The 19294-nt window shown below is 64.0% G+C and carries 12 protein-coding genes; 2 read left to right on the top strand and 10 right to left on the bottom strand.

Annotated elements, in window-relative coordinates:
• Nucleotides 1–52: 52 nt before the first annotated feature.
• The 8 genes from BXE_RS07155 to BXE_RS07120 all read right to left on the bottom strand — a co-directional run bounded on the left by BXE_RS07155 (nucleotide 53) and on the right by BXE_RS07120 (nucleotide 15596).
• Nucleotides 53–475, bottom strand: coding sequence for an ExbD/TolR family protein (locus BXE_RS07155; RefSeq protein WP_011487695.1), 423 nt, complete (start codon nucleotides 473–475; stop codon nucleotides 53–55).
• Nucleotides 476–487: 12 nt separating this feature from the next.
• On the bottom strand, nucleotides 488–1393 hold the full coding sequence (locus tag BXE_RS07150) for a MotA/TolQ/ExbB proton channel family protein (protein ID WP_011487694.1): 906 nt from the start codon (nucleotides 1391–1393) through the stop codon (nucleotides 488–490).
• A gap of 76 nt (nucleotides 1394–1469) precedes the next feature.
• The gene (locus tag BXE_RS07145; RefSeq protein WP_011487693.1) at nucleotides 1470–2180 is read right to left on the bottom strand and encodes an energy transducer TonB; all 711 of its coding nucleotides are present in this window, start codon (nucleotides 2178–2180) and stop codon (nucleotides 1470–1472) included.
• 972 nt (nucleotides 2181–3152) lie between these two features.
• Nucleotides 3153–9068 carry an excinuclease ABC subunit UvrA gene (gene uvrA, locus BXE_RS07140; RefSeq protein ID WP_011487692.1) on the bottom strand — a complete coding sequence of 1972 codons (5916 nt, stop codon included), beginning with the start codon at nucleotides 9066–9068 and terminating at the stop codon, nucleotides 3153–3155.
• 446 nt (nucleotides 9069–9514) lie between these two features.
• On the bottom strand, nucleotides 9515–11071 hold the full coding sequence (locus BXE_RS07135) for an amino acid racemase (protein WP_011487690.1): 1557 nt from the start codon (nucleotides 11069–11071) through the stop codon (nucleotides 9515–9517).
• 164 nt (nucleotides 11072–11235) lie between these two features.
• Nucleotides 11236–12549, bottom strand: coding sequence for an MFS transporter (locus BXE_RS07130; RefSeq protein WP_011487689.1), 1314 nt, complete (start codon nucleotides 12547–12549; stop codon nucleotides 11236–11238).
• 69 nt (nucleotides 12550–12618) lie between these two features.
• Nucleotides 12619–13836: a CaiB/BaiF CoA transferase family protein gene (locus BXE_RS07125; RefSeq protein ID WP_011487688.1), complete on the bottom strand. Its 1218-nt coding sequence runs from the start codon at nucleotides 13834–13836 to the stop codon at nucleotides 12619–12621.
• Nucleotides 13833–15596, bottom strand: a complete 1764-nt coding sequence (locus BXE_RS07120) for an acyl-CoA dehydrogenase family protein (RefSeq protein ID WP_011487687.1) — start codon at nucleotides 15594–15596, stop codon at nucleotides 13833–13835. Before BXE_RS07120 ends, BXE_RS07125 begins: the two co-directional genes overlap by 4 nt.
• A gap of 162 nt (nucleotides 15597–15758) precedes the next feature.
• On the opposite strand from BXE_RS07120, the gene BXE_RS07115 reads away from it, so the two are divergent.
• On the top strand, nucleotides 15759–16685 hold the full coding sequence (locus BXE_RS07115) for a LysR family transcriptional regulator (RefSeq protein ID WP_011487686.1): 927 nt from the start codon (nucleotides 15759–15761) through the stop codon (nucleotides 16683–16685).
• Here BXE_RS07115 and BXE_RS07110 read toward each other — a convergent pair.
• Nucleotides 16655–16972, bottom strand: a complete 318-nt coding sequence (locus BXE_RS07110) for a single-stranded DNA-binding protein (RefSeq protein ID WP_011487685.1) — start codon at nucleotides 16970–16972, stop codon at nucleotides 16655–16657. The two genes, BXE_RS07115 and BXE_RS07110, sit on opposite strands and share 31 nt — an antisense overlap.
• Nucleotides 16973–17097: 125 nt before the next feature.
• Nucleotides 17098–18021 (bottom strand): LysR family transcriptional regulator, encoded by a 924-nt coding sequence (locus BXE_RS07105; protein WP_011487684.1) that lies wholly within the window; start codon nucleotides 18019–18021, stop codon nucleotides 17098–17100.
• A gap of 225 nt (nucleotides 18022–18246) precedes the next feature.
• Here BXE_RS07105 and BXE_RS07100 point away from each other — a divergent pair, with 225 nt between their 5' ends.
• Nucleotides 18247–19290: a glutathione S-transferase family protein gene (locus tag BXE_RS07100; protein ID WP_011487683.1), complete on the top strand. Its 1044-nt coding sequence runs from the start codon at nucleotides 18247–18249 to the stop codon at nucleotides 19288–19290.
• The last annotated feature ends 4 nt before the right edge of the window (nucleotides 19291–19294 follow it).

The following is a 19294-nucleotide window of genomic DNA, read 5'->3' as shown; positions in this document are numbered from 1 at the left end:
TTAGCGCTTACTCTGGTCCCATGCACCGCACTTAGTGCGGTCCCATGCAAAGTCACCCCCCGCGCGCGGGCGGCTCAGTAATAAACGAAACCTTCGCAATACCAGCGCGCTCGCACTCGGTAATGACCCGACCGATAAATTCATAACGCGCGTTCTGGTCGCCGCGAACATGCACTTCCGGTTGCGGCGTCATGACCGACACGGTCTTCAGGCGTGCCAGCAGCGTAGGCCCGTCGACCTGCTTCTCGTTCCAGAAGAAGTCGCCGTCGCGATTGACCGCGATGACGATACTTTTCGGCGTAGTCTGCAGCGGCTGGATCGTCTCCTTCGGCAATTGCACCGGCACCGTATGCGTCACGACCGGAATCGTGATCAGAAAGATGATCAGCAGAACCAGCATCACGTCGACGAGCGGCGTAGTGTTGATACTGGAGATGACCTCGTCGTTGTCGTCCTGCCCAACGCTCATTGCCATGACAGACTCCGCTTATTGAACCAGCGACGCTTCGCGAGCCGCGGCACGCGCCGGGCGACGGCTGCCGGCCAGCAGAACGGTATGCAGTTGCGCGCCGAATGCACGCACACGCTCCATCACCGACTTGTTGCGACGAACCAGGAAGTTGTAGCCGAGCACCGCGGGCACGGCCACCGCGAGACCAATGGCGGTCATGATCAGTGCCTCGCCCACCGGACCCGCGACCTTGTCGATCGAAGCCTGGCCGGCAATGCCGATAGCGGTCAGTGCGTGATAAATCCCCCACACCGTGCCGAACAGGCCGACGAACGGCGCCGTCGAACCCACCGTGCCGAGGAACGCCAGGCCGTCTTGCAGACGATTCGACACGTTGGTAATGGCACGCTCCACCGAGGTATCGATCCACGTGTTGCGGTCCACGGCTTCGAGCAGCGCTTCGTCGTGATGCTCGCCGGCTTCGATCGCCGTTTCCGCGATGAAGCGGAACGGCGACGCTTCGTCGAGAAGCTTCGCGCCTTCGACCAGCGACGGCGCAGTCCAGAGTTGTTCATCGGCGCTCTTTGCGCGGCGGTTCGCACGGAACTGCTCGACGAACTTGGTGATCATGATGTACCAGCTGCCCATCGACATGAGCACCAGCAGAATCAGCACGAAGCGCGCGACAAAGTCGCCGTTCTTCCACAGTGCGCCGAGGCCGTACGGGTTATTGACGGTTTCGGACGTGGCCGGCGCCGGCGGCGGCACGGCTTCGTCAGCGGCGGAACTCGCCGTTTGCGGCGCGGCGGTGGCAGGCGCTGCAGCCGACGCCGTAGCGTCGCTAGCCTGCGCATGGGCCATTTGCGGTGCAACAAAGGTATCCACCGTAGTTACGGCGATCAACATGGTTGCCGCCAGTGCGGCGAGAGTACGCTTCTTCATGCCTGCTCCAAGTTCATTAGTACAACTTCAAAACCAAGACTGATAAATCGCTACCGGTACCGAACAGCCGGTGAATTCAGTTCAGATTAAACGAGAACGGAACTTGCACACGGACAGCCTGGCCTTGGGAAACGCACGTGAACTGCTTGACCGCGTTGAATGCAGCACGATCCAGTGACGAGTCGTCTGCGGATTTGGCAACGCGTTCATTCGTAATATGGCCCTGCGGGTCGACAACGAATTCAATGAGAACATCACCCGTTACGTTGTTTTCCTGAGCTTCTTTCGGATAGCGGATCGACGAACGGATCTGATCCGAGTTCGGGCACACCACCCCGACTTCAGTGCTCACCGGCTTGCTCGGCGCGGGCGGCGCCGGTGGTGCGGGCGGCGCCACGGCGGGCGCCGACACAACCGGTGCGGCCTGATGCGTAATCGTCGGCTGCGGCGGCGTCTGCACCTGCACTTCCGGCGGCGGCACAAACGGCGGCGGCGGCGGCGCGAACTTCGGCGGCGGCAATTGCACCGTGGGCAACGGCGGCGGAGGCGGCGGCTTCACCGGCTCGATGATCTTCGTTTCGATAGGATGCTGAATGACCTGCACGACCTTGGTGGCGAGGCCATTGATCAGTGCGTAAATCAGCACGATATGCAGGAGCAGAACGACTGCGATACCGCCGAAGCGACGTACTGGGTTTTGCTGCTTGCGCCCAAACTCACGCGGGCGCCCTGGCCTCTCCATACGGGCCGCTGCTGCCGGAAATTGCCCTTCGACTTTCGTACCCACCTTTACTCCTCCGGCGTGAACCGTTCATTTCTGTAACTGCAGTGCGCTTACATACCGCAAACCACATTCACTTCAGCCATCTGGCGATCGGCCTCTTTTGATTCGTAGTCCAAAACGGACGCAGCACTACCCAGCCTCGTTCCGATGACACGGACGTGACTCAGGAGGACTGCGGCCGCAGGTCATGCGAGCCCAATAGCCGATCTAAGTAGAACTACTAATAGATTAAATTTGACCCACTCACTTCCGCCTTGCGTACACGATCGAGACAACCTGATCGATGTGGGTCGTAGCGCCTGGAACTTTTTGCGCGAACGTCACATGCGTTTCATGGGACGCAAAGATAGCAGGACAAAAAATGTACGGTCAAACTTTTTTTGATGGCGGCATACTTAGTTTAGAGAGATAACTCTAACTCATACCGAATTGGCGCCGCTTTAAAAGAATAAGCGTATACGGAGCAGATAAGCATTCGACTTTTTCTGCACGAGAATTGGGATTTCACTGCACTCGCGACGTGCATGAATGCACGCGAAACTCTCAACTGAACGGCCGCACCGCACAAACGGAAGGCCGGCCGGGCACGCCTCTTCGCACGGTCGCCGCATGATTCGAGCGGACCGTGAACAGTACGTTTGCTGGAGTGATCAGGACGCCGGAATGAGACCGCCGCCGAAGGCGAGACGATAGCAGAAGGAAAACCGTGTTCGAAAATATTTTTAGCGGTATTTACGACACTTTAAATACGCATCTCAATGGCGTCTTATAGTTAATTACAAAACAATTCAATTAAATTACATAACGCTAACAGACAGAATAACGCCGAGCGTGAGTGGACTTAGCAGGGAGAGCAGGACAACTTCTCGTCGGCCGCATGCGCGTGTCGGCGGTCGCCTTGCGAGCGCGCAACCTGCCAGGTGCAACAAACAGGAAAGGAGCGGCGCAACGTTGATTGCGCCGCTCCCTGCTACATCAACCGTTCGTGCCTTCGCCCGCAACGATGGTGTCGTTGTCGCGCGATCGCGCGAGAACGGGCCGCAACGCGGCGCCTGTATGACTTGCGGCAACGCGGGCGAGTCCTTCGGGATCCGTGGCGGCGACAATCGACCCGCCGCCCACGCCACCCTCCGGGCCGAGATCGATGATCCAGTCCGCCTCGGCGATCACGTCCAGATCGTGCTCGATGACGACGACACTATGGCCACCGTCCGCGAGACGATGCAGCACGCGAATCAGCCTGGCGACGTCAGCCATATGCAGGCCCACGGTCGGTTCGTCCAGCACATATAACGTGTGCGGCGGCTTCTGACCGCGCCGCGTAATGTCGTCGCGCACCTTGCTTAATTCGGTGACGAGCTTGATACGCTGCGCTTCGCCACCCGACAACGTGGGCGAAGGTTGACCCAGTGTTAGATAGCCGAGCCCGACGTCTTTCATCAACTGCAACGGATGGGCGATGTTCGAGATGGGCGCGAAAAACTCGACGGCTTCGTCGATTTCCATAGTCAGCACGTCGCCGATATTCTTGCCGCGCCATGTGACCGCGAGCGTCTCGGGATTGAAGCGCTGCCCGTGACACACATCGCAAGGCACTTTCACATCGGGCAGAAAGCTCATGCCGATGGTGCGCACGCCCTGCCCCTCGCAGGCCGGGCAACGGCCTTCGCCCGTGTTGAACGAGAAACGCGAGGCCGTATAGCCGCGCGCACGCGCTTCGAGCGTGCCGGCGAACAGCTTGCGGATCGCGTCCCATACGCCGATGTAAGTGGCAGGACACGAACGCGGCGTCTTGCCGATCGGCGTTTGATCGACTTCGAGTACGCGGTCGATAGTCTCCCAGCCGGTGATCGAATCGCAGCCTTGCCATGCATGCGTCACGTTCAATTGCGCGCGCGGCGCCGTGCGCGCCAGCACGCTGGAGCGCCGGTTCGCCGCCGGCTTCTCCTCGGCCGCGGCGCGCGCGCGCCGTGTGGCCGGCGACGACAGCACCGACCGCCCGACCGCATCCAGCAGATTAGCCATCAACACGTCGCGTGCAAGGGTCGACTTGCCGGAACCGCTGACGCCCGTGACCGCCACCAATCGCGAGAGCGGAATACCGACCGTGACGTTGCGCAGGTTGTGCAGTTTGCCACCGTGCACGGTCAGCCAGTTTTCCGGCACCGCGGCCGTGCGCTTGCCCGGCGCGACCACTTCACGACGCGGCTGCAACGGATGCACGATCGGGTTGGCGAGAAACTGCCCGGTCACGGAATCGGGTTGCGCCGACAGGTCCGCCACACTGCCCTGCGCGACCAGCGTGCCGCCGCGCTTGCCCGCGCCCGGCCCGATGTCGATGATGTGATCGGCGCGCCGGATGGTGTCCTCGTCGTGCTCGACGACCACCAGCGTGTTGCCCTTCTCACCGAGCTTGCGCAGAGCGTTCAGCAGAATCTGATTGTCGCGTGGATGCAGACCGATGGTCGGTTCGTCGAGTACGTAGCACACGCCTTGCAGATTGCTGCCGAGTTGCGCCGCGAGACGGATACGCTGCGCCTCGCCACCCGAGAGACTCGGCGCGGCGCGATCGAGACTCAGATAGCCGAGTCCGACTTCTTCGAGGAACTGCAGGCGGCTGCCGATTTCGCTGATCACGTCGCGCGCGATTTCCGCGTCGCGACCGGTCATTTCCAGTGTGTCGACCCACGCGCGCGTGTCGGACACGGTCCATTGCGCGACATCGACAATGGCCTGCGCGTCGAAGGTGACCGCGCGTGCAGTGGGATTCAGACGCGTGCCCGCACAGTCCGGACACGGTTCATCCACGAGGCCTTCGGGCTCCTGCTCTTCCGAAGGCAGGCTCTGTTCGCGGCCGCGATTGTCGTCGACAACGATCGTGTCGTCGTATGCGGCGCGCTGCTCGCGCGTGAGCGCGAGACCCGTGCCGACGCAGGTCGTACACCAGCCATGCTTGCTGTTATACGAGAACATGCGCGGGTCGAGCTCGGGATAGCTCGTGCCGCACACCGGACACGCGCGCTTGGTGGACAGCACCTTCACGGCGCCGAGTTGCGCCGTGGGGCGGCCGCCGCTCATCGCGTCGTGCAAACCGTCGAGCGGCGCCAGCAGATGCATCACGCCCTTGCCGACTTCCAGCGTCTGGTCGAGCGCCTGACGCAACTCGGCTTCATGGTCCGGCGACACGACGAGATCGGTCACCGGCAACTCGATCGTATGCTCGCGGAAGCGGTCGAGCTTCGGCCACGGGTCCACCGGCACGAATTCGCCATCCACACGCAGATGCGTATTGCCGCGCGCTTTCGCCCACTTCGCCAGATCGGTATAGACGCCCTTGCGATTCACGACCAGCGGCGCGAGAAAACCAACGTGCTGCCCCTTGTGATCGCGCAGCAACTGCGCCGCGATGGATTCCACGCTTTGCGACGTAACCGGCGTGCCGTCATGAATGCAATGCTGCAGACCGAGCTTCACATACAGCAGACGCAGGAAGTGCCACACCTCGGACGTAGTCGCCACGGTGCTCTTGCGGCCGCCGCGCGAAAGCCGCTGCTCGATCGCGACGGTCGGCGGAATGCCGTACACCGCGTCCACCTCGGGCCGCCCCGCGGGCTGCACGATGGAACGCGCGTAGGCGTTGAGCGATTCGAGGTAACGGCGCTGCCCTTCATGGAACAGAATGTCGAAGGCGAGCGTGGACTTGCCCGAACCGGAGACCCCGGTAATCACGTTGAATTTGCCGTGCGGAATGTCCACGTCCAGCGATTTCAGGTTGTGCTCGCGCGCATTGACGATGCGCACCACGTCCTCGCCTTCGACGGCCCGGCGCGCACGCGCCGCGCTCAGCGCCTTCTGCAGCGGAATGCCTTGCGACGCCGGTTCGGCGGCCGCGTTCATGGCGCGGTCGTATTGCAGCAGCGCTTCGCCGGTATGCGATTCCGGGCACGCCTTGACGTCTTCCGGCGTGCCGGCGCACAGCACCCGGCCGCCGCCGTCGCCACCTTCGGGACCGAGGTCGATCAGCCAGTCGGCCGCGCGGATCACGTCGAGGTTGTGCTCGATCACGATCAGCGAATGACCGCTCGCGAGCAGTTTGCCGAACGCCTGCATCAGCTTGGCGATGTCGTCGAAATGCAGGCCGGTGGTCGGTTCGTCGAACATGAACAGACGCTTCGCGACCGGCTGCTTCGCGCTGCGCGCGGTGCGCGCCTGAGCCGATTCCGCGAGAAACCCGGCGAGTTTGAGCCGTTGTGCTTCGCCGCCCGACAACGTGGGCACCGGCTGGCCGAGCTTCACGTATTCGAGGCCCACGTCGACGATTGGCTGCAGCACGCGCAGCACTTCGGCGTCTTTGGCAAAAAAGGTGGTTGCTTCGCTCACCGTCAGTTCCAGCACGTCGGCAATGCTCAGCGCGCGCGCCGGTTCGCCGCGTTCGATCTTTACTTCGAGCAGTTCCGCGCGATAACGGCGCCCGTCGCAATCGGGGCAACGCAGGTACACGTCGCTCAGGAACTGCATTTCGATATGTTCGAAACCCGAGCCGCCGCACGTCGGGCAGCGGCCGTCACCCGAATTGAAGCTGAACATGCCCGGGCCGTAGCCGCGTTGCTGCGCGAGCGGCGCCCTGGCGAACAGTTTGCGGATTTCGTCGAACGCGCCGACATAACTGGCCGGGTTCGACCGCGCGGTCTTGCCGATCGGCGACTGGTCGACGAACACGACGTCGGTGACCTGATCGGCGCCGCTCAAGCTTCTGAATGCGCCCGGCGATTCGGTGGCAAGACCGAAGTGGCGCGCCATGGCCGGATACAGCACGTCTTGCAGCAGCGTGGATTTGCCGGAACCCGATACCCCCGTCACACAGACGAGCCGCTCCAGCGGAATCTCCACCGTGACATCGCGCAGATTGTGTTCCGTCGCGCCTTCCAGCACGATGCGCGGCGTGGCGTCATTCACCGGACGCTGTGACCAGTGCGCCGCGTCCGCCACATGCCGGCGGCCGCCAAGATACTCACCGGTGAGCGTGCCGGAAGAACGGATCGCCTCGGGCACGCCGTCATAAATGATCGAGCCGCCGCGCTCGCCCGGCCCCGGGCCCATGTCGATCAGACGATCCGCGGCGAGCATGACCGAGGGATCGTGCTCGACCACCACCAGCGTATTGCCCGCGTCGCGCAAGCGGTGCATGGCTTCGACAATGCGGTTCAGGTCGCGCGGATGCAGGCCGATGCTCGGCTCGTCGAGCACGAAAAGCGTCTTGGTGAGCGACGTGCCGAGCGCCGTGGTCAGATTGATCCGCTGCACCTCGCCGCCCGACAGCGTGCGGCTCTGCCGGTCGAGCGTGAGATAACCGAGGCCCACGTCGCACAGATATTTGAGGCGCGTGCGCACTTCGGCGAGCAGCAGTTTGAGCGCGTCGTCGAGCAGCGCGCTCGGCAGGCTGACTTCGTCGAAGAAGCGCCGGATACGCTCGATCGGCATCAGCATCAGGTCGTGCACGGTCAGACCCGGCAACGCTTCGAGCTGTTCGCGCGTCCAGTCGACGCCGCGCGGCAGGAAGCGCTTGCCGGCCGGCAACACGTCGTCCGCATTCGCTTTGCTGCCGAGGCGCCACAACAGCGATTCGGTTTTCAGACGCGCGCCGCCGCAGGTTTCGCACGGCGTATAGCTGCGGTATTTGGACAGCAGCACACGGATATGCATCTTGTACGCTTTCGATTCGAGATATTCGAAGAAGCGTTTGACACCGTACCAGTGGCTTTGCCACTTGCCGTTCCAGTCGGGCGAGCCGTTGATGACCCAGTCGCGCTCGGCGTCCGTCAGCTCGCCCCACGGCGTGCCGCGGCGAATATCCGCTTTCGCCGCGTAGCGCATCAGATCGTCCTGGCATTCCTTCCAGGCCGGCGTTTGCATGGGCTTGATCGCACCGTCGCGCAGCGTCTTGCGCGCGTCCGGAATCACCAGCCCGAGGTCGACGCCGATCACGCGACCAAAACCGCGGCAGACTTCGCACGCGCCGTACGCCGAGTTGAACGAGAACAGCGCGGGCTGCGGGTCCGCATAGCGCAGATCGCTTTCGGGGCTATGCAAGCCGGTGGAGAAGCGCCAGATTTCCGGTTCGCTTTCCTGAGCTTCCGGCCCTTCCGACGACGCCGGCAGCACATAAACATTGACGCGCCCTCCGCCGCGCTTGAGCGACGCCTCGATCGCCTCGACCACTCGCTGCTTGTCCACCGAGCGCGGCCGGAAGCGGTCGGCCACCACATCGAGCAGTTTGCGCTTGCCCGTGGGCGAATCGACTTCGCGCTGTGCCTGAACGCGCGTGTAGCCGCTCGCCGACAACCACTGCTCCACTTCCTGCTCCGACGCGGACTCCGGCAGTTCGACCGGGAACGTGACGACGAGCCGCGGCTCGTTCTTCGCGGTGCGCTCGAGCAGTTCGGCGTAGATCGTTTCCGGCGTGTCGTGCCGCACCTGGCGGGCCGTCTTGCGGTCGAACAGTTCGGCCGCGCGCGCGTAGAGGAGCTTCAGGTGATCGTTGAGCTCCGTCATGGTGCCGACGGTGGAGCGCGAACTGCGCACCGGATTGGTCTGGTCGATCGCGATGGCGGGCGGCACGCCGTCCACGCGGTCGACTTGCGGCCGGTCCATGCGGTCCAGAAACTGCCGTGCGTAAGCGCTGAACGTTTCGACGTAGCGCCGCTGCCCTTCCGCGTAAAGCGTGTCGAACACGAGGCTCGACTTGCCGGAGCCGGACGGGCCGGTTACGACTGTCATTTCGCCGGTTCGTACGTCGAGGTCGACGTTCTTGAGGTTGTGCTGGCGCGCGCCGCGAATCCTGATAATGCCGTTAGATGCCAATTTTTTCGACCGCCTGAATGAGTGGGCCACCTCTCACGGACGCCTCGCGACCGCGCAAGTCCGGTGCCGCCGGGGCCGGCGGAAACGCGCGCCGAAGCCCAGCTTCTAAGGGGATACTATACTGTATATTTATACAGGTTTGGCTCGCAAGTCGCAATTGCAACTGTGTCTTGCCGGGAGCCATCTGCGGACAAGATCTGCTGTTCCGCCAGCAGTAGCGTACCTGATCGTGCGTCGCCGGCAACGCTGCGATGACGCAGCAACCGATAAACGCATTTTTTCAAGTTGTGATCGGGACGCGGATAGTCTGAATCCTCTTTGATGACCAAAGAGGATTTGGCGAATGGAAAACTTTGTGCGCGAACAAACGGCACAAAACGCGTCCTGTCCGTTGTTGCGGTGTGTGCCGTCCTGCTTGCCACAGGTGCGGTCAACGTGTGCAATCTGGCGCAGGCTTATGGCAGCGGCACGCCTTACTATTCCCCGTCGACAAACAGGGACAAGTGGGCCGACCCGTTGCCCATACCGGGCGCACTGGATGCAACAGTACTGATCGCGCTCGTCCTCTGGGCATTGTGGTGGAAACGCGGCGCCCCGCGCTCACCCAGCGCATACGCCACGCAGCGTTTCGCCAGCACCTCGGTCGGATCGACAAGCCTTACCACCCGCCCGGCCGCACAAGCCAGCGCGGCGTCGCGCAACAGCAGCGGCAATTCGGTACAACCCAGCACGATCACTTGCACGCCTTGCGCGATCAGGTCGTCGACCGCCGCGGCGAGGTCGTCGCGGCACTCGCCCGAGGTGAACCCCGCCTTGGCGCCCTTCGGTCCGTAGACGGCATGCATCAGCCGCGCCTGAGCCTGCTCGCCGGGCACGATCTGCACGAAACCGCGCGCTTCGAGCGACTGTTCATAGACGCGGCTCGCCAGCGTGCCCGTGGTGGCCAGCACGCCGATTTCACGCAAGCCCGGAAAGGTCTCGCGCAGATAATCGGCGGTACAGGTCAGCATATTGACGATCGGAATGCCGAGCGACGGCTGGATCCGCTCGACGAACGCATGCGCCGTATTGCACGGAATCGCGATCAGGTCCGCACCGCCGTCTTCGAGCGTCCTGCAGGCGGCATATAGCGCGAGCGTCGGATCCTCTCCGCTACCGAGCAGCGCGGCGGTGCGGTCCGGAATCTGCGGGTTCTGCTCGACCATGACCTTGATGTGATCCTGATCGCATGCGGCCGGCGTGTTGCGTACCAGCTTGGCCATGAAATCGACCGTCGCCGCCGGCCCGACGCCGCCCAGCACGCCCACCTTGAAGCGCCGCTCCTGCTGCGAATACTGGGCTGCCGCGACATAGCGCGCGTACACCAGATTGACGTCGACGAGCGGCACCTCGAGCCGCCCGAGTGCGCGCGCGACCAGCGCGATTTCTACGAGCCCCGGCAGGATGATCTCCGCCCCTTGCGCAATGAGATCCGCGCACGCCGCGCGCAACAACTCGACCGGCCGGCCATAGAGACAGCCGCTCCTGATGCCTTCGTCGCTATAGACGGCGCTCGTCACGCAATCGAAGCCCGCTTCGTTGCGCGGATGCAGCACGTCGAACCGCGCGGCGTCGAAATAACGCTCGAAAAGGCCGTTATCGCGAATGGCATCCGAAGTGAGCACGCCGACCCGGCGCACCGACGGAAATGCTCGCCGCACGTGCGCCGAGAGCGCCGTCATGATGTTGGCGACCGGCACGGCCACGTTTGCAGAAAGTTCGTCGATGAAGGTATGGCTAAGGAAGCACGGCAACACGATCGCTTCGACTCCGCGTTTTTCGAACGCCCGCATGGTGTCGAACACATGGATCTTGAACTGCGCATCCACTTCGCGCTGCGAGGCCGGCCCTTGCCACGAGTGCCGCTCCAGAAGGAGATCGAACGGCCGCGCCGCACCGCGCCGTTGCCAGGCGGCGCTCATTCTGCACAGCACGTCGGCACTGGCAACCTGGGCGGCACCGGTCACGACCCCCAGCGAACGATAGCGATTCATGATGACTTCCCCCGTTTTTGCCTTCCGCTTTGATGGTAGGCGGCTTTTGCGCCAGTGAGGATGACATTATGTCGGGGGACTATGACGTGGGGTTAACCACGAAAATCACATTTCCTCGCGTTTCCGGGCGTCGGCGGCACGCGCACAATCACACGCGCAGAGTGCTAGGCCGCTTCGGCCACGCCATGCGCCGCGCCACGCTTGCGGCGCTCCAGCGTACTGATGCACACCAGCGACACCCCGGCCAGAACACTATAGAACACGGCAAGCGGCCACCAGGCGCCCGGATACCGATGCGCGAGCAACGTTCCGATCAGCGGCGTCAGGCCGCCGGCCAGCGCGGCGCACACCTGGTACGACAGCGAAATCGCCGAGTACCTGACGCGCACGGCGAACGCGGTCGACATGAACCCCGCCATCACCGCATACGAACTCGACATGCACATCACCGCCAGCGCAATGCCGATCACGATCGCCACCGGCCGTCCGGTCGAGACGAGCGCGAACATGGGATACGGCGACAGCATTGCCAGCGCTGCCGCGCCCTTCAGGAAACGTCCCGTGCCGATGCGTTGCGCGAACCATCCCGAACCTAGTTGCGTGAACAACTGAATGAACGCTACGACGAACAGGCAGTCGAGAATCAACGACCGGTCGAGGCCGAGCGTCTGCGTCGTGTAATTGAGCATGAAAGTATTGATGAACCACGCGCCGGCCACGCCGATCACGTTCGCGCCGAGGCACAGCAACAGCGTGCGCCACGCATCGCGCACGACTTCGGCCACGGGTAGCGCGGCCACTCGCCGTTGCGCCTTGAGCGCCTTGAATTCCGGCGATTCGTCCACACCCGCGCGGATCAGCAGGCCGACCACCAGCAGCACTGCGCTGGCGAGAAACGGCAGACGCCATCCCCAGCTGAGAAACGCGTCCTTGTCCATCGAGGCCACCGCGCGGAACGCGAGCAGCGACAGGATCAGGCCCGCCGGACTACCGAGTTGCGCGAACGAGGCGAAGAAGGTTCGCCGCCCTTGCGGCGCATGTTCGCTCGCCATCAGCACCGCGCCGCCCCACTCGCCGCCGATCGCGATCCCCTGCGCGACGCGCAGCAGTACGAGCAGCACCGGCGCCCACACGCCGGCGCTCGCGTAAGTCGGCAGAAAGCCGATGCCGACGGTGCCGACGCCCATGATCGCGAGCGTCGCCACGAGCGCCTTCTTGCGGCCGATGCGGTCGCCAAGGTGGCCGAACACCAGCCCGCCGAACGGTCGCGCGAAGAAGCCGACCGCGAAAGTGCCGAACGAAGCCAGCGTGGCGAAGAACGGATCGCCGCCTGGAAAGAACAGCTTGCCGAAGATCAGCGCGGACGCCGTGGCGTAGATATAAAAGTCGTACCACTCGATCGTGGTGCCGACAAAGGCCGCGGCTGCGGCGCGCGTGGGTTGCCGGCCTGCGGCGTGGACGTCTGGCTCGCGATTCATGTCTGTGTCTCCAAGGTCGTTCTTCTGGATGGCGCGGCTTCTTCGTGCCGTCACCGGGAACTGCTGCGCTTATGCTTCAGGTGCGCCCGCTTTCAGCACGCCCGCTTCGAACAGACGCCGCTGGGTGGCGGCGTCGATACCCAATGCGTCGAGCACGTCGCGCGTGTCGGCACCGAGCGACGGCGGCGCGCTGCGATACGTGGCCGGCGTGCGCGACAGCTTGATCGGCGACGCGGTGCCGCGATACTCGCCCATCTCGACCACCATGCCGCGATGCAAGGTGTGCGGATGCCGCGCCACCACGTCCACGGTTTGCACCGGTCCGCACGGCACGCCCGCGTTGATCAGCGCGTGCGCGAGCGGTTCGCAGTCGTGCGCGGCGAGCAGGCTTTCCAGCGCGGCCTTGAGCGGCTCGCGATGCGCGCAGCGGCTGCGGTTGTCGACATAACGCGGATCGTCGGCGAGTTCGGGCGCGCCGAGATGCGCGCAGAGCTTCGCGAACTGCCGGTCGTTGCCCACCGCGAGAAAGATCGGCGCGCTCGCGGTGCGATAGCTGTCGTATGGCGTGATGTTGGGATGCGCGTTGCCGCTGCGCTGCGGCGTGCGGCCCGAGCCGAAATAGTTCGGCAGATGCGGATGCAGCAGTGAAACGCCGCAGTCGTACAGCGCGATATCGATCGACTGGCCACGGCCGCTCTTCGCGCGCTCGGCGAGCGCGAGCAGAACGCCGGCGAACGCATTCAGGCCGGTGACCATGTCGACCACCGGCAAGCCGACGCGCATGGCGGGGCCGTCGCGCTCGCCGTTCACGCTCATCAGGCCGGTCATTGCCTGAATCGCGGCATCGTAGCCAGGCAGGCCGCCGAGCGGGCCATCGGGACCGAACCCCGACACGGCGCAATGAATCAGCTTCGGGAAACGCTCGCGCAAATCGCGCTCGTAGTCCATGCCCCAGCGCGCCAGCGTGCCGGGTTTGAAGTTTTCGACCAGCACGTCGGCGTCTTCGAGCAGCTTCCAGAGAATCGCGCGGCCTTCGTCGCGTGAAAGATCGACCGCGATGCCCTGCTTGTTGCGGTTCACGCCGGCGAAATACCATGCGGTGTCGCCATAGAACGGCGGCCCCCAGCCGCGTGTTTCGTCGCCGTCCGGCGGTTCGAGCTTGATCACCTGCGCGCCGTGATCGGCGAGCGCCTGGGTGCAGTACGGGCCGCCGAGCACGCGGCTCAGGTCGATCACCTTGATGCCTTGCAGCGCGCCTTGTGTGCCGGCATTCACGGGTGCCGTCATTGCGCGCCCCCGCGCGGCAACAGTTGCAACGCCTGCACGAGCGTGACGCTGCGGCCTTTGACCAGCGCGTCGATCACCTCGCTTTCGTCCTGCTCCGGCTGCAACGCCAGCGGATCGGACGGCAACAGCTTGTGCCGCACCACCAGATGCGCGAGCGCGAGGCGCCGGTAGTCCGGCGCAAGACGCACGCCTTCGCAGGCCATCAGCACGGCTGTCGTTGCGTGATACAACGCGGTGCCCGCTTGCCGGACCCATTCGTCGCGACCGGAATCCGCCACGCCGGCCAGCGCATCGCACGCACGCGCGAGCGTCGAGCGCAGCAACGCGAGACTGGCCGGCGGCAATCCCGCCGCGCCGAGCAGATCCTGCAGATAAGCGCGCAACGGTTCGAGTGCGCCGTCGCGTTTCGCCGCCCGCGCGATATCGAGCGCGACGATGTTGCTGGTGCCTTCCCAGATCGAGCCGAGATGCGCATCACGCACGAGACGCGCGTCGCTCCATTCTTCGATATAGCCGGTGCCGCCGCGCACTTCCATTGCGTCGCCGGTTACGCGGCGCGCGTCGCGGCAGGCGCGGAACTTGATCAGCGGCGTGAGAATGCGCACGCATTTCGCGGCCTGGCGGTCGCCCGCGTCGGCCTGCTGCAACAGCAGCGCGATGCGCATGAACATCGAGCGCGCCTGTTCGGCGGGCAGCATCATCTTGAGCAACTGACGCTGCATCAACGGCATATCGATCAGCTTGCGGCCGAACGCTTCGCGATTGCGGGCAATATGCAGCGCCTCCGTCAGCGCGCGGCGCATCAAACCCGCGGCGCGCACGCCGTTCGACAGCCGCGACATGTTGATCATGTCCGCCATCTGATGAAAACCGCGCCCTACCTCGCCGATCAGATACGCCACCGCGCCTTCCAGCACGATCTCGCCGCTCGCCATCGAGCGGCTGCCGAGCTTGTCCTTCAGACGCACGATCCGGTAGCTATTGCGCGAGCCGTCCGGCAGCGTCTTCGGCAGCAGGAACAGGCCGAGTCCGTTGATGCCGGGCGGCGCCGTGTCCGGGCGCGCGAGCACCATCGCGAGATCGGCGTCGGCATTCGAGCAGAACCATTTGTCGCCGTACAGGCGCCACGTTTGCCCATCCGCTTCGGTCTCGAGCGACGCACGCGTCGCAATGCGCGCGACGTCCGAGCCCGCCGCCTGTTCCGTCATGAACATCGCGCCCTGAAACAGTGTGTCGAAATCGCGCGAGGCGAGCCTCGGCAGAAAACGCGCGACCAGTTCCGGCGCGCCGAATTTGCGCAGCGTGCGCGTGAGCGAATCGGTCATGCTGACGGGACAGCACAGGCCGAATTCCGCCTGCACGAACAGGAACGTCAGCGCGTATTTGACGAGCGGCGGCGGCGACTGTTTGCCGTCACGGGTCTCGTGACTCAGCGCGGCAAGTCCCAGCTCCGCGTAAGCCACGCGTTCCAGCGCGACGTAATCGGGGTGCTTGTCGATACTTTGCAGCGCTTCGCCGCGCCGCGTGCGATGGCGCAATTGCGGCGGATTCCTGTCGGCGGACGCGGCCCAGATATCGAGTTCGTCGGACGCGCGCTGGCCCAGCGAAACGAGCTGGCCTTCGAGTTCGTGAAACAGCGCCTCGCCGAGATGCAGCTTGAGCAGACGCTCGAAGTCGGGATCGCTGGTGAAGAAGTTGATGCCCCGGCTGTCGGGAATGTTGGACGAGCCGTGTGCCGGCTGCGCGGTGATGTCGCTCATGCGTGTCTCCTTTATCGCCAGAGTTCGCGCTTTGGCGCATTACTCTGGTCCCTGCACGTAGTGCAAGTGAAAGGAGCATAAAAGCCGCGTCGATAATCGTCTAATACAACTTATATCCGGTACGATAGACGCAGCTTATCGACAAGAAACCTGGAGACAGCCGTGGACCTGAAGCAGTTGCGCTATTTCGTGGCGGTTGCCGAGGAGCTGCATTTCGGCCGCGCGGCCAAGCGGCTGTTCATTTCGCAACCCGCCCTCAGTTTCGACATTCGCAAGTTCGAGGAACAACTCGGCGTGCAGTTGCTCGCGCGCACCAACAAGACCGTATCGCTGACCAACGCGGGCCAGGTGCTGCTCGGCGAAGCACGCCGCCTGCTCCTGCAGGCGAGCGAAGCGGAACGCATGACCGTTCGCTCGGCGCATGGCCTTGCCGGCCGCCTGCGGATCGGCTTCGTGAATTCCATGTTGTACCGCGGCATGCCGCAGGCGGTGAAGCGCTTCGAGGCCGATTACCCCGGCGTGGAAATCGTGCTGAAGGAGATGAATACCAGCGAGCAGGTCCACGCAATCCAGCGGATGCAGATCGACATGGGCTGCGCGCACTGGGGCAATTTCCCGTCCGACGTCATTTCCGCGCCGATCTTTTCCGAGCCGTTTTTGTGCTGTCTGCCCGCCGCGCATCCGCTCGCGCGCAAACGCAAGGTCGATTTACAGGCGTTGGCGCAGGAACCGTTCATTCTCTTTCCGCGCACCGTGTCGCCGCATTATCACGACCTGATCATTGCGCAGTGCGTGGGCGCGGGATTCAGTCCGTTGATTCGCCATGAAGCGCGCTTGTGGCAGACCGTGGTGACGATGGTCGGCTTCGGCATGGGGGTGGCGCTCGTGCCGTACACGTTGCGCCAGGTGCAGGATCCGCGCGTCTGCTTCCTGCCGCTAACGGGCGAGACGCTGATGTCGCAAGTGCTCCTGTTGCGCAGAAGCGGCGACGCCGAGCCGGTTGCGGACCGCTTCGTCGACTATCTCAGGGATGCCGGCGGCGGGCCGCGAGGCACGCCTCACTCGTCTGCTTCGCGGCGGCCTTCGTAAGCCGTCAGCAGCTTGTGGGCGATCATATCCACGGCCGGCTTGACGAGCCCGTTCTTGTCGGTCCAGACCTTGGGCGTCAAGGTTCCGCTGAGCGCAACGCTGTCCGCGTCGCTCAATGCGAGCAGCGCGGCCTGCACGCCGTCGTCGAAGGCAATCACGTTGACGAAAATCGTGTCGCCGTCGTTGGTCGCCGCGCGCACCTTGCAGGTCACGAAACGCCTGCCGTTCTGCCCCGTGCGAATCTGCGCCTCGCCGTACAACCGCCCGCCCACCAGTCCATCGATCATCGCCTTGCTCCTCTCGTTCCATGCCGTGCGGAAAGCAGAATCGCCCAGCACGGCGCGTATGATCCCACGAGAAGCCGCGCTACCCGCATAAAAAACCGCTCACTCGCCAACGGCCACTGCAAGGCTCACCCGCCGACCGTCATATCCACGCCGCGCACGAGGCGTTTCGCAAGCCGCGGCTGCCGCAGCTGTTCGAGCCACCATTGCAACGCGCGCCCTTCATGATCGCCGCGCCACGCAACGTACAGCACATTCGGCTCACGCGGGTCGGCGGTCGCCTTCTCGATCAGTTCGCCCTGCTTCAACAGCGTCGCGACACGCTGACGCGGCAACCACCCCACGCCCAGGCCGTCGCGTTGCGCCAGGATTTTCGCGCGCATGGACGGCACGGCCAGCGACGCCTGTCCGCCGATCAGACCGTAAGCACGCCCCGCCGTCGTACGCGACGAATCTGCCACCACCACCGCGCGATGTTCGAGAATCCGCTCGCGGCCGAGCGGCCCCTCGACGGCCGCCAGCGGATGGCGCGGCGACACCGCGAACACCCACTCCATCACGCCGAGCTCGAACCAGCGCAGGCCGGGAATCGCCGGCGGCTCGTTGGTCGCGCCCACGATCAGATCGGCGCGGCCGTCGCGCAGCGCCTCCCAGGTGCCGCTCAATACTTCGTGGGTGAAGCGCAGTTTCACGCCCGAGCCAAGTGCGTCGAACGCGCGCACCACCGGCATCATCAATTCGAACTCGAGGATTTCATCCGTGACTATCCAGAGGCGGTCTTCCCACCCGCTCGCGATCTGCTTCACGCGTTGCGTCATGCGCGACATGTCGAGCATCAGACGCGCGGCTTCATCGGCGAGAAGCTGGCCGGCGGGCGTGAGTTGCAGGCGGTAGCGGCGCCGGTCGAACAGCAGCGCGTCGAAGCGCGTCTCCAGTTGCCGGGCGGCATGCGATACCGTGGAGGGCGCCTTGCCGAGGCGCGCCGCCGCGCGCGACAGGCTGCCGGTCTCACGGATCGCGTCGAGCAGAGCCAGTTCGTCTTCCGACAACATGTTCCATTCCTTCGAACGAGTTCGACGCAAAGATGGTACGGCAAAGCGACAATGCCAGTCCACTATGGCGATAGGGCGGCGGCGTTTCGGCTAAGCGCAATTGCGGTCGGCTTTCGAAAACGCCGCACGAGCCACGCATGAAGTACCTGAAACCGGACCGAACGTTCTCTGGAACGTTCATTGCGCGCGCCGTGGCACGATAGCGCACACGTAAGGAGCAGCGACATGGGACTTTTAGTGGACGGACAATGGCAGGACCGCTGGTACGACACGAAGTCGACCGGCGGCCGTTTCGTGCGCAACGACGCGGCATTCCGCAACTGGGTGACGGCGGACGGCTCGCCGGGTCCGAGCGGCGCCGGCGGCTTCGAAGCGCAAGCCGGACGCTACCACCTGTATGTAAGCCTCGCCTGCCCGTGGGCGCATCGCACCTTGATCGTGCGGGCGCTCAAAGGCCTCGACGCAATGATCGACGTCTCGGTCGTGCACTGGCTGATGCTGGAAAACGGCTGGACTTTCGCGGACGGCCCCGGCGTCGTGCCCGACACCGTCAATCACGCGGCGCTGCTGCACCAGGTCTACACCGCCGCCGACCCTCACTACAGCGGCCGCGTCACCGTGCCGATCCTGTGGGACAAGCAGCGCGCCACGATCGTCAGCAACGAATCGTCGGAAATCATTCGCATGCTGAATTCGGCGTTCGACGGCATTGGCGCGAAGCCCGGCGATTTTTATCCGGCGCCGTTGCGCGCGCAAATCGACACGATCAACGCCCGCGTCTACGACACGCTGAACAACGGCGTTTATCAAGCGGGCTTCGCCACCACGCAGCAAGCGTATGAAGAAGCCGTCACGCCGCTCTTCGAAACGCTCGACTGGCTCGACGCGAAACTCGCGACGCAACGCTATCTGACCGGCGCGCACCTCACGGAAGCCGATATCCGGCTGTTCACGACGCTGATCCGTTTCGACGCCGTCTATGTCGGCCATTTCAAATGCAATCTGCGCCGCATCGCCGACTATCCGAATCTGTCCGCCTACACGCGCGACATCTACCAGTTGCCCGGCATTGCACAGACGGTCGATTTCACGCACATCAAGCGGCATTACTACGAGAGTCACCGCAGCATCAATCCGACCGGCATCGTGCCGCTCGGCCCGGTTCAGGACTTCTCCGCACCGCACGATCGCGCGCGGCCCGGTGTGTCCGGCTCAACCTGCGCCCTGACCGCCGCCGCCGGCTCGCAGCCGTATCCGGTCAAGGAATAGAAGA

The organism is Paraburkholderia xenovorans LB400 (assembly GCF_000013645.1).
Taxonomy (GTDB): domain Bacteria; phylum Pseudomonadota; class Gammaproteobacteria; order Burkholderiales; family Burkholderiaceae; genus Paraburkholderia; species Paraburkholderia xenovorans.
This window is presented reverse-complemented; position numbering and strand designations above follow the sequence as displayed.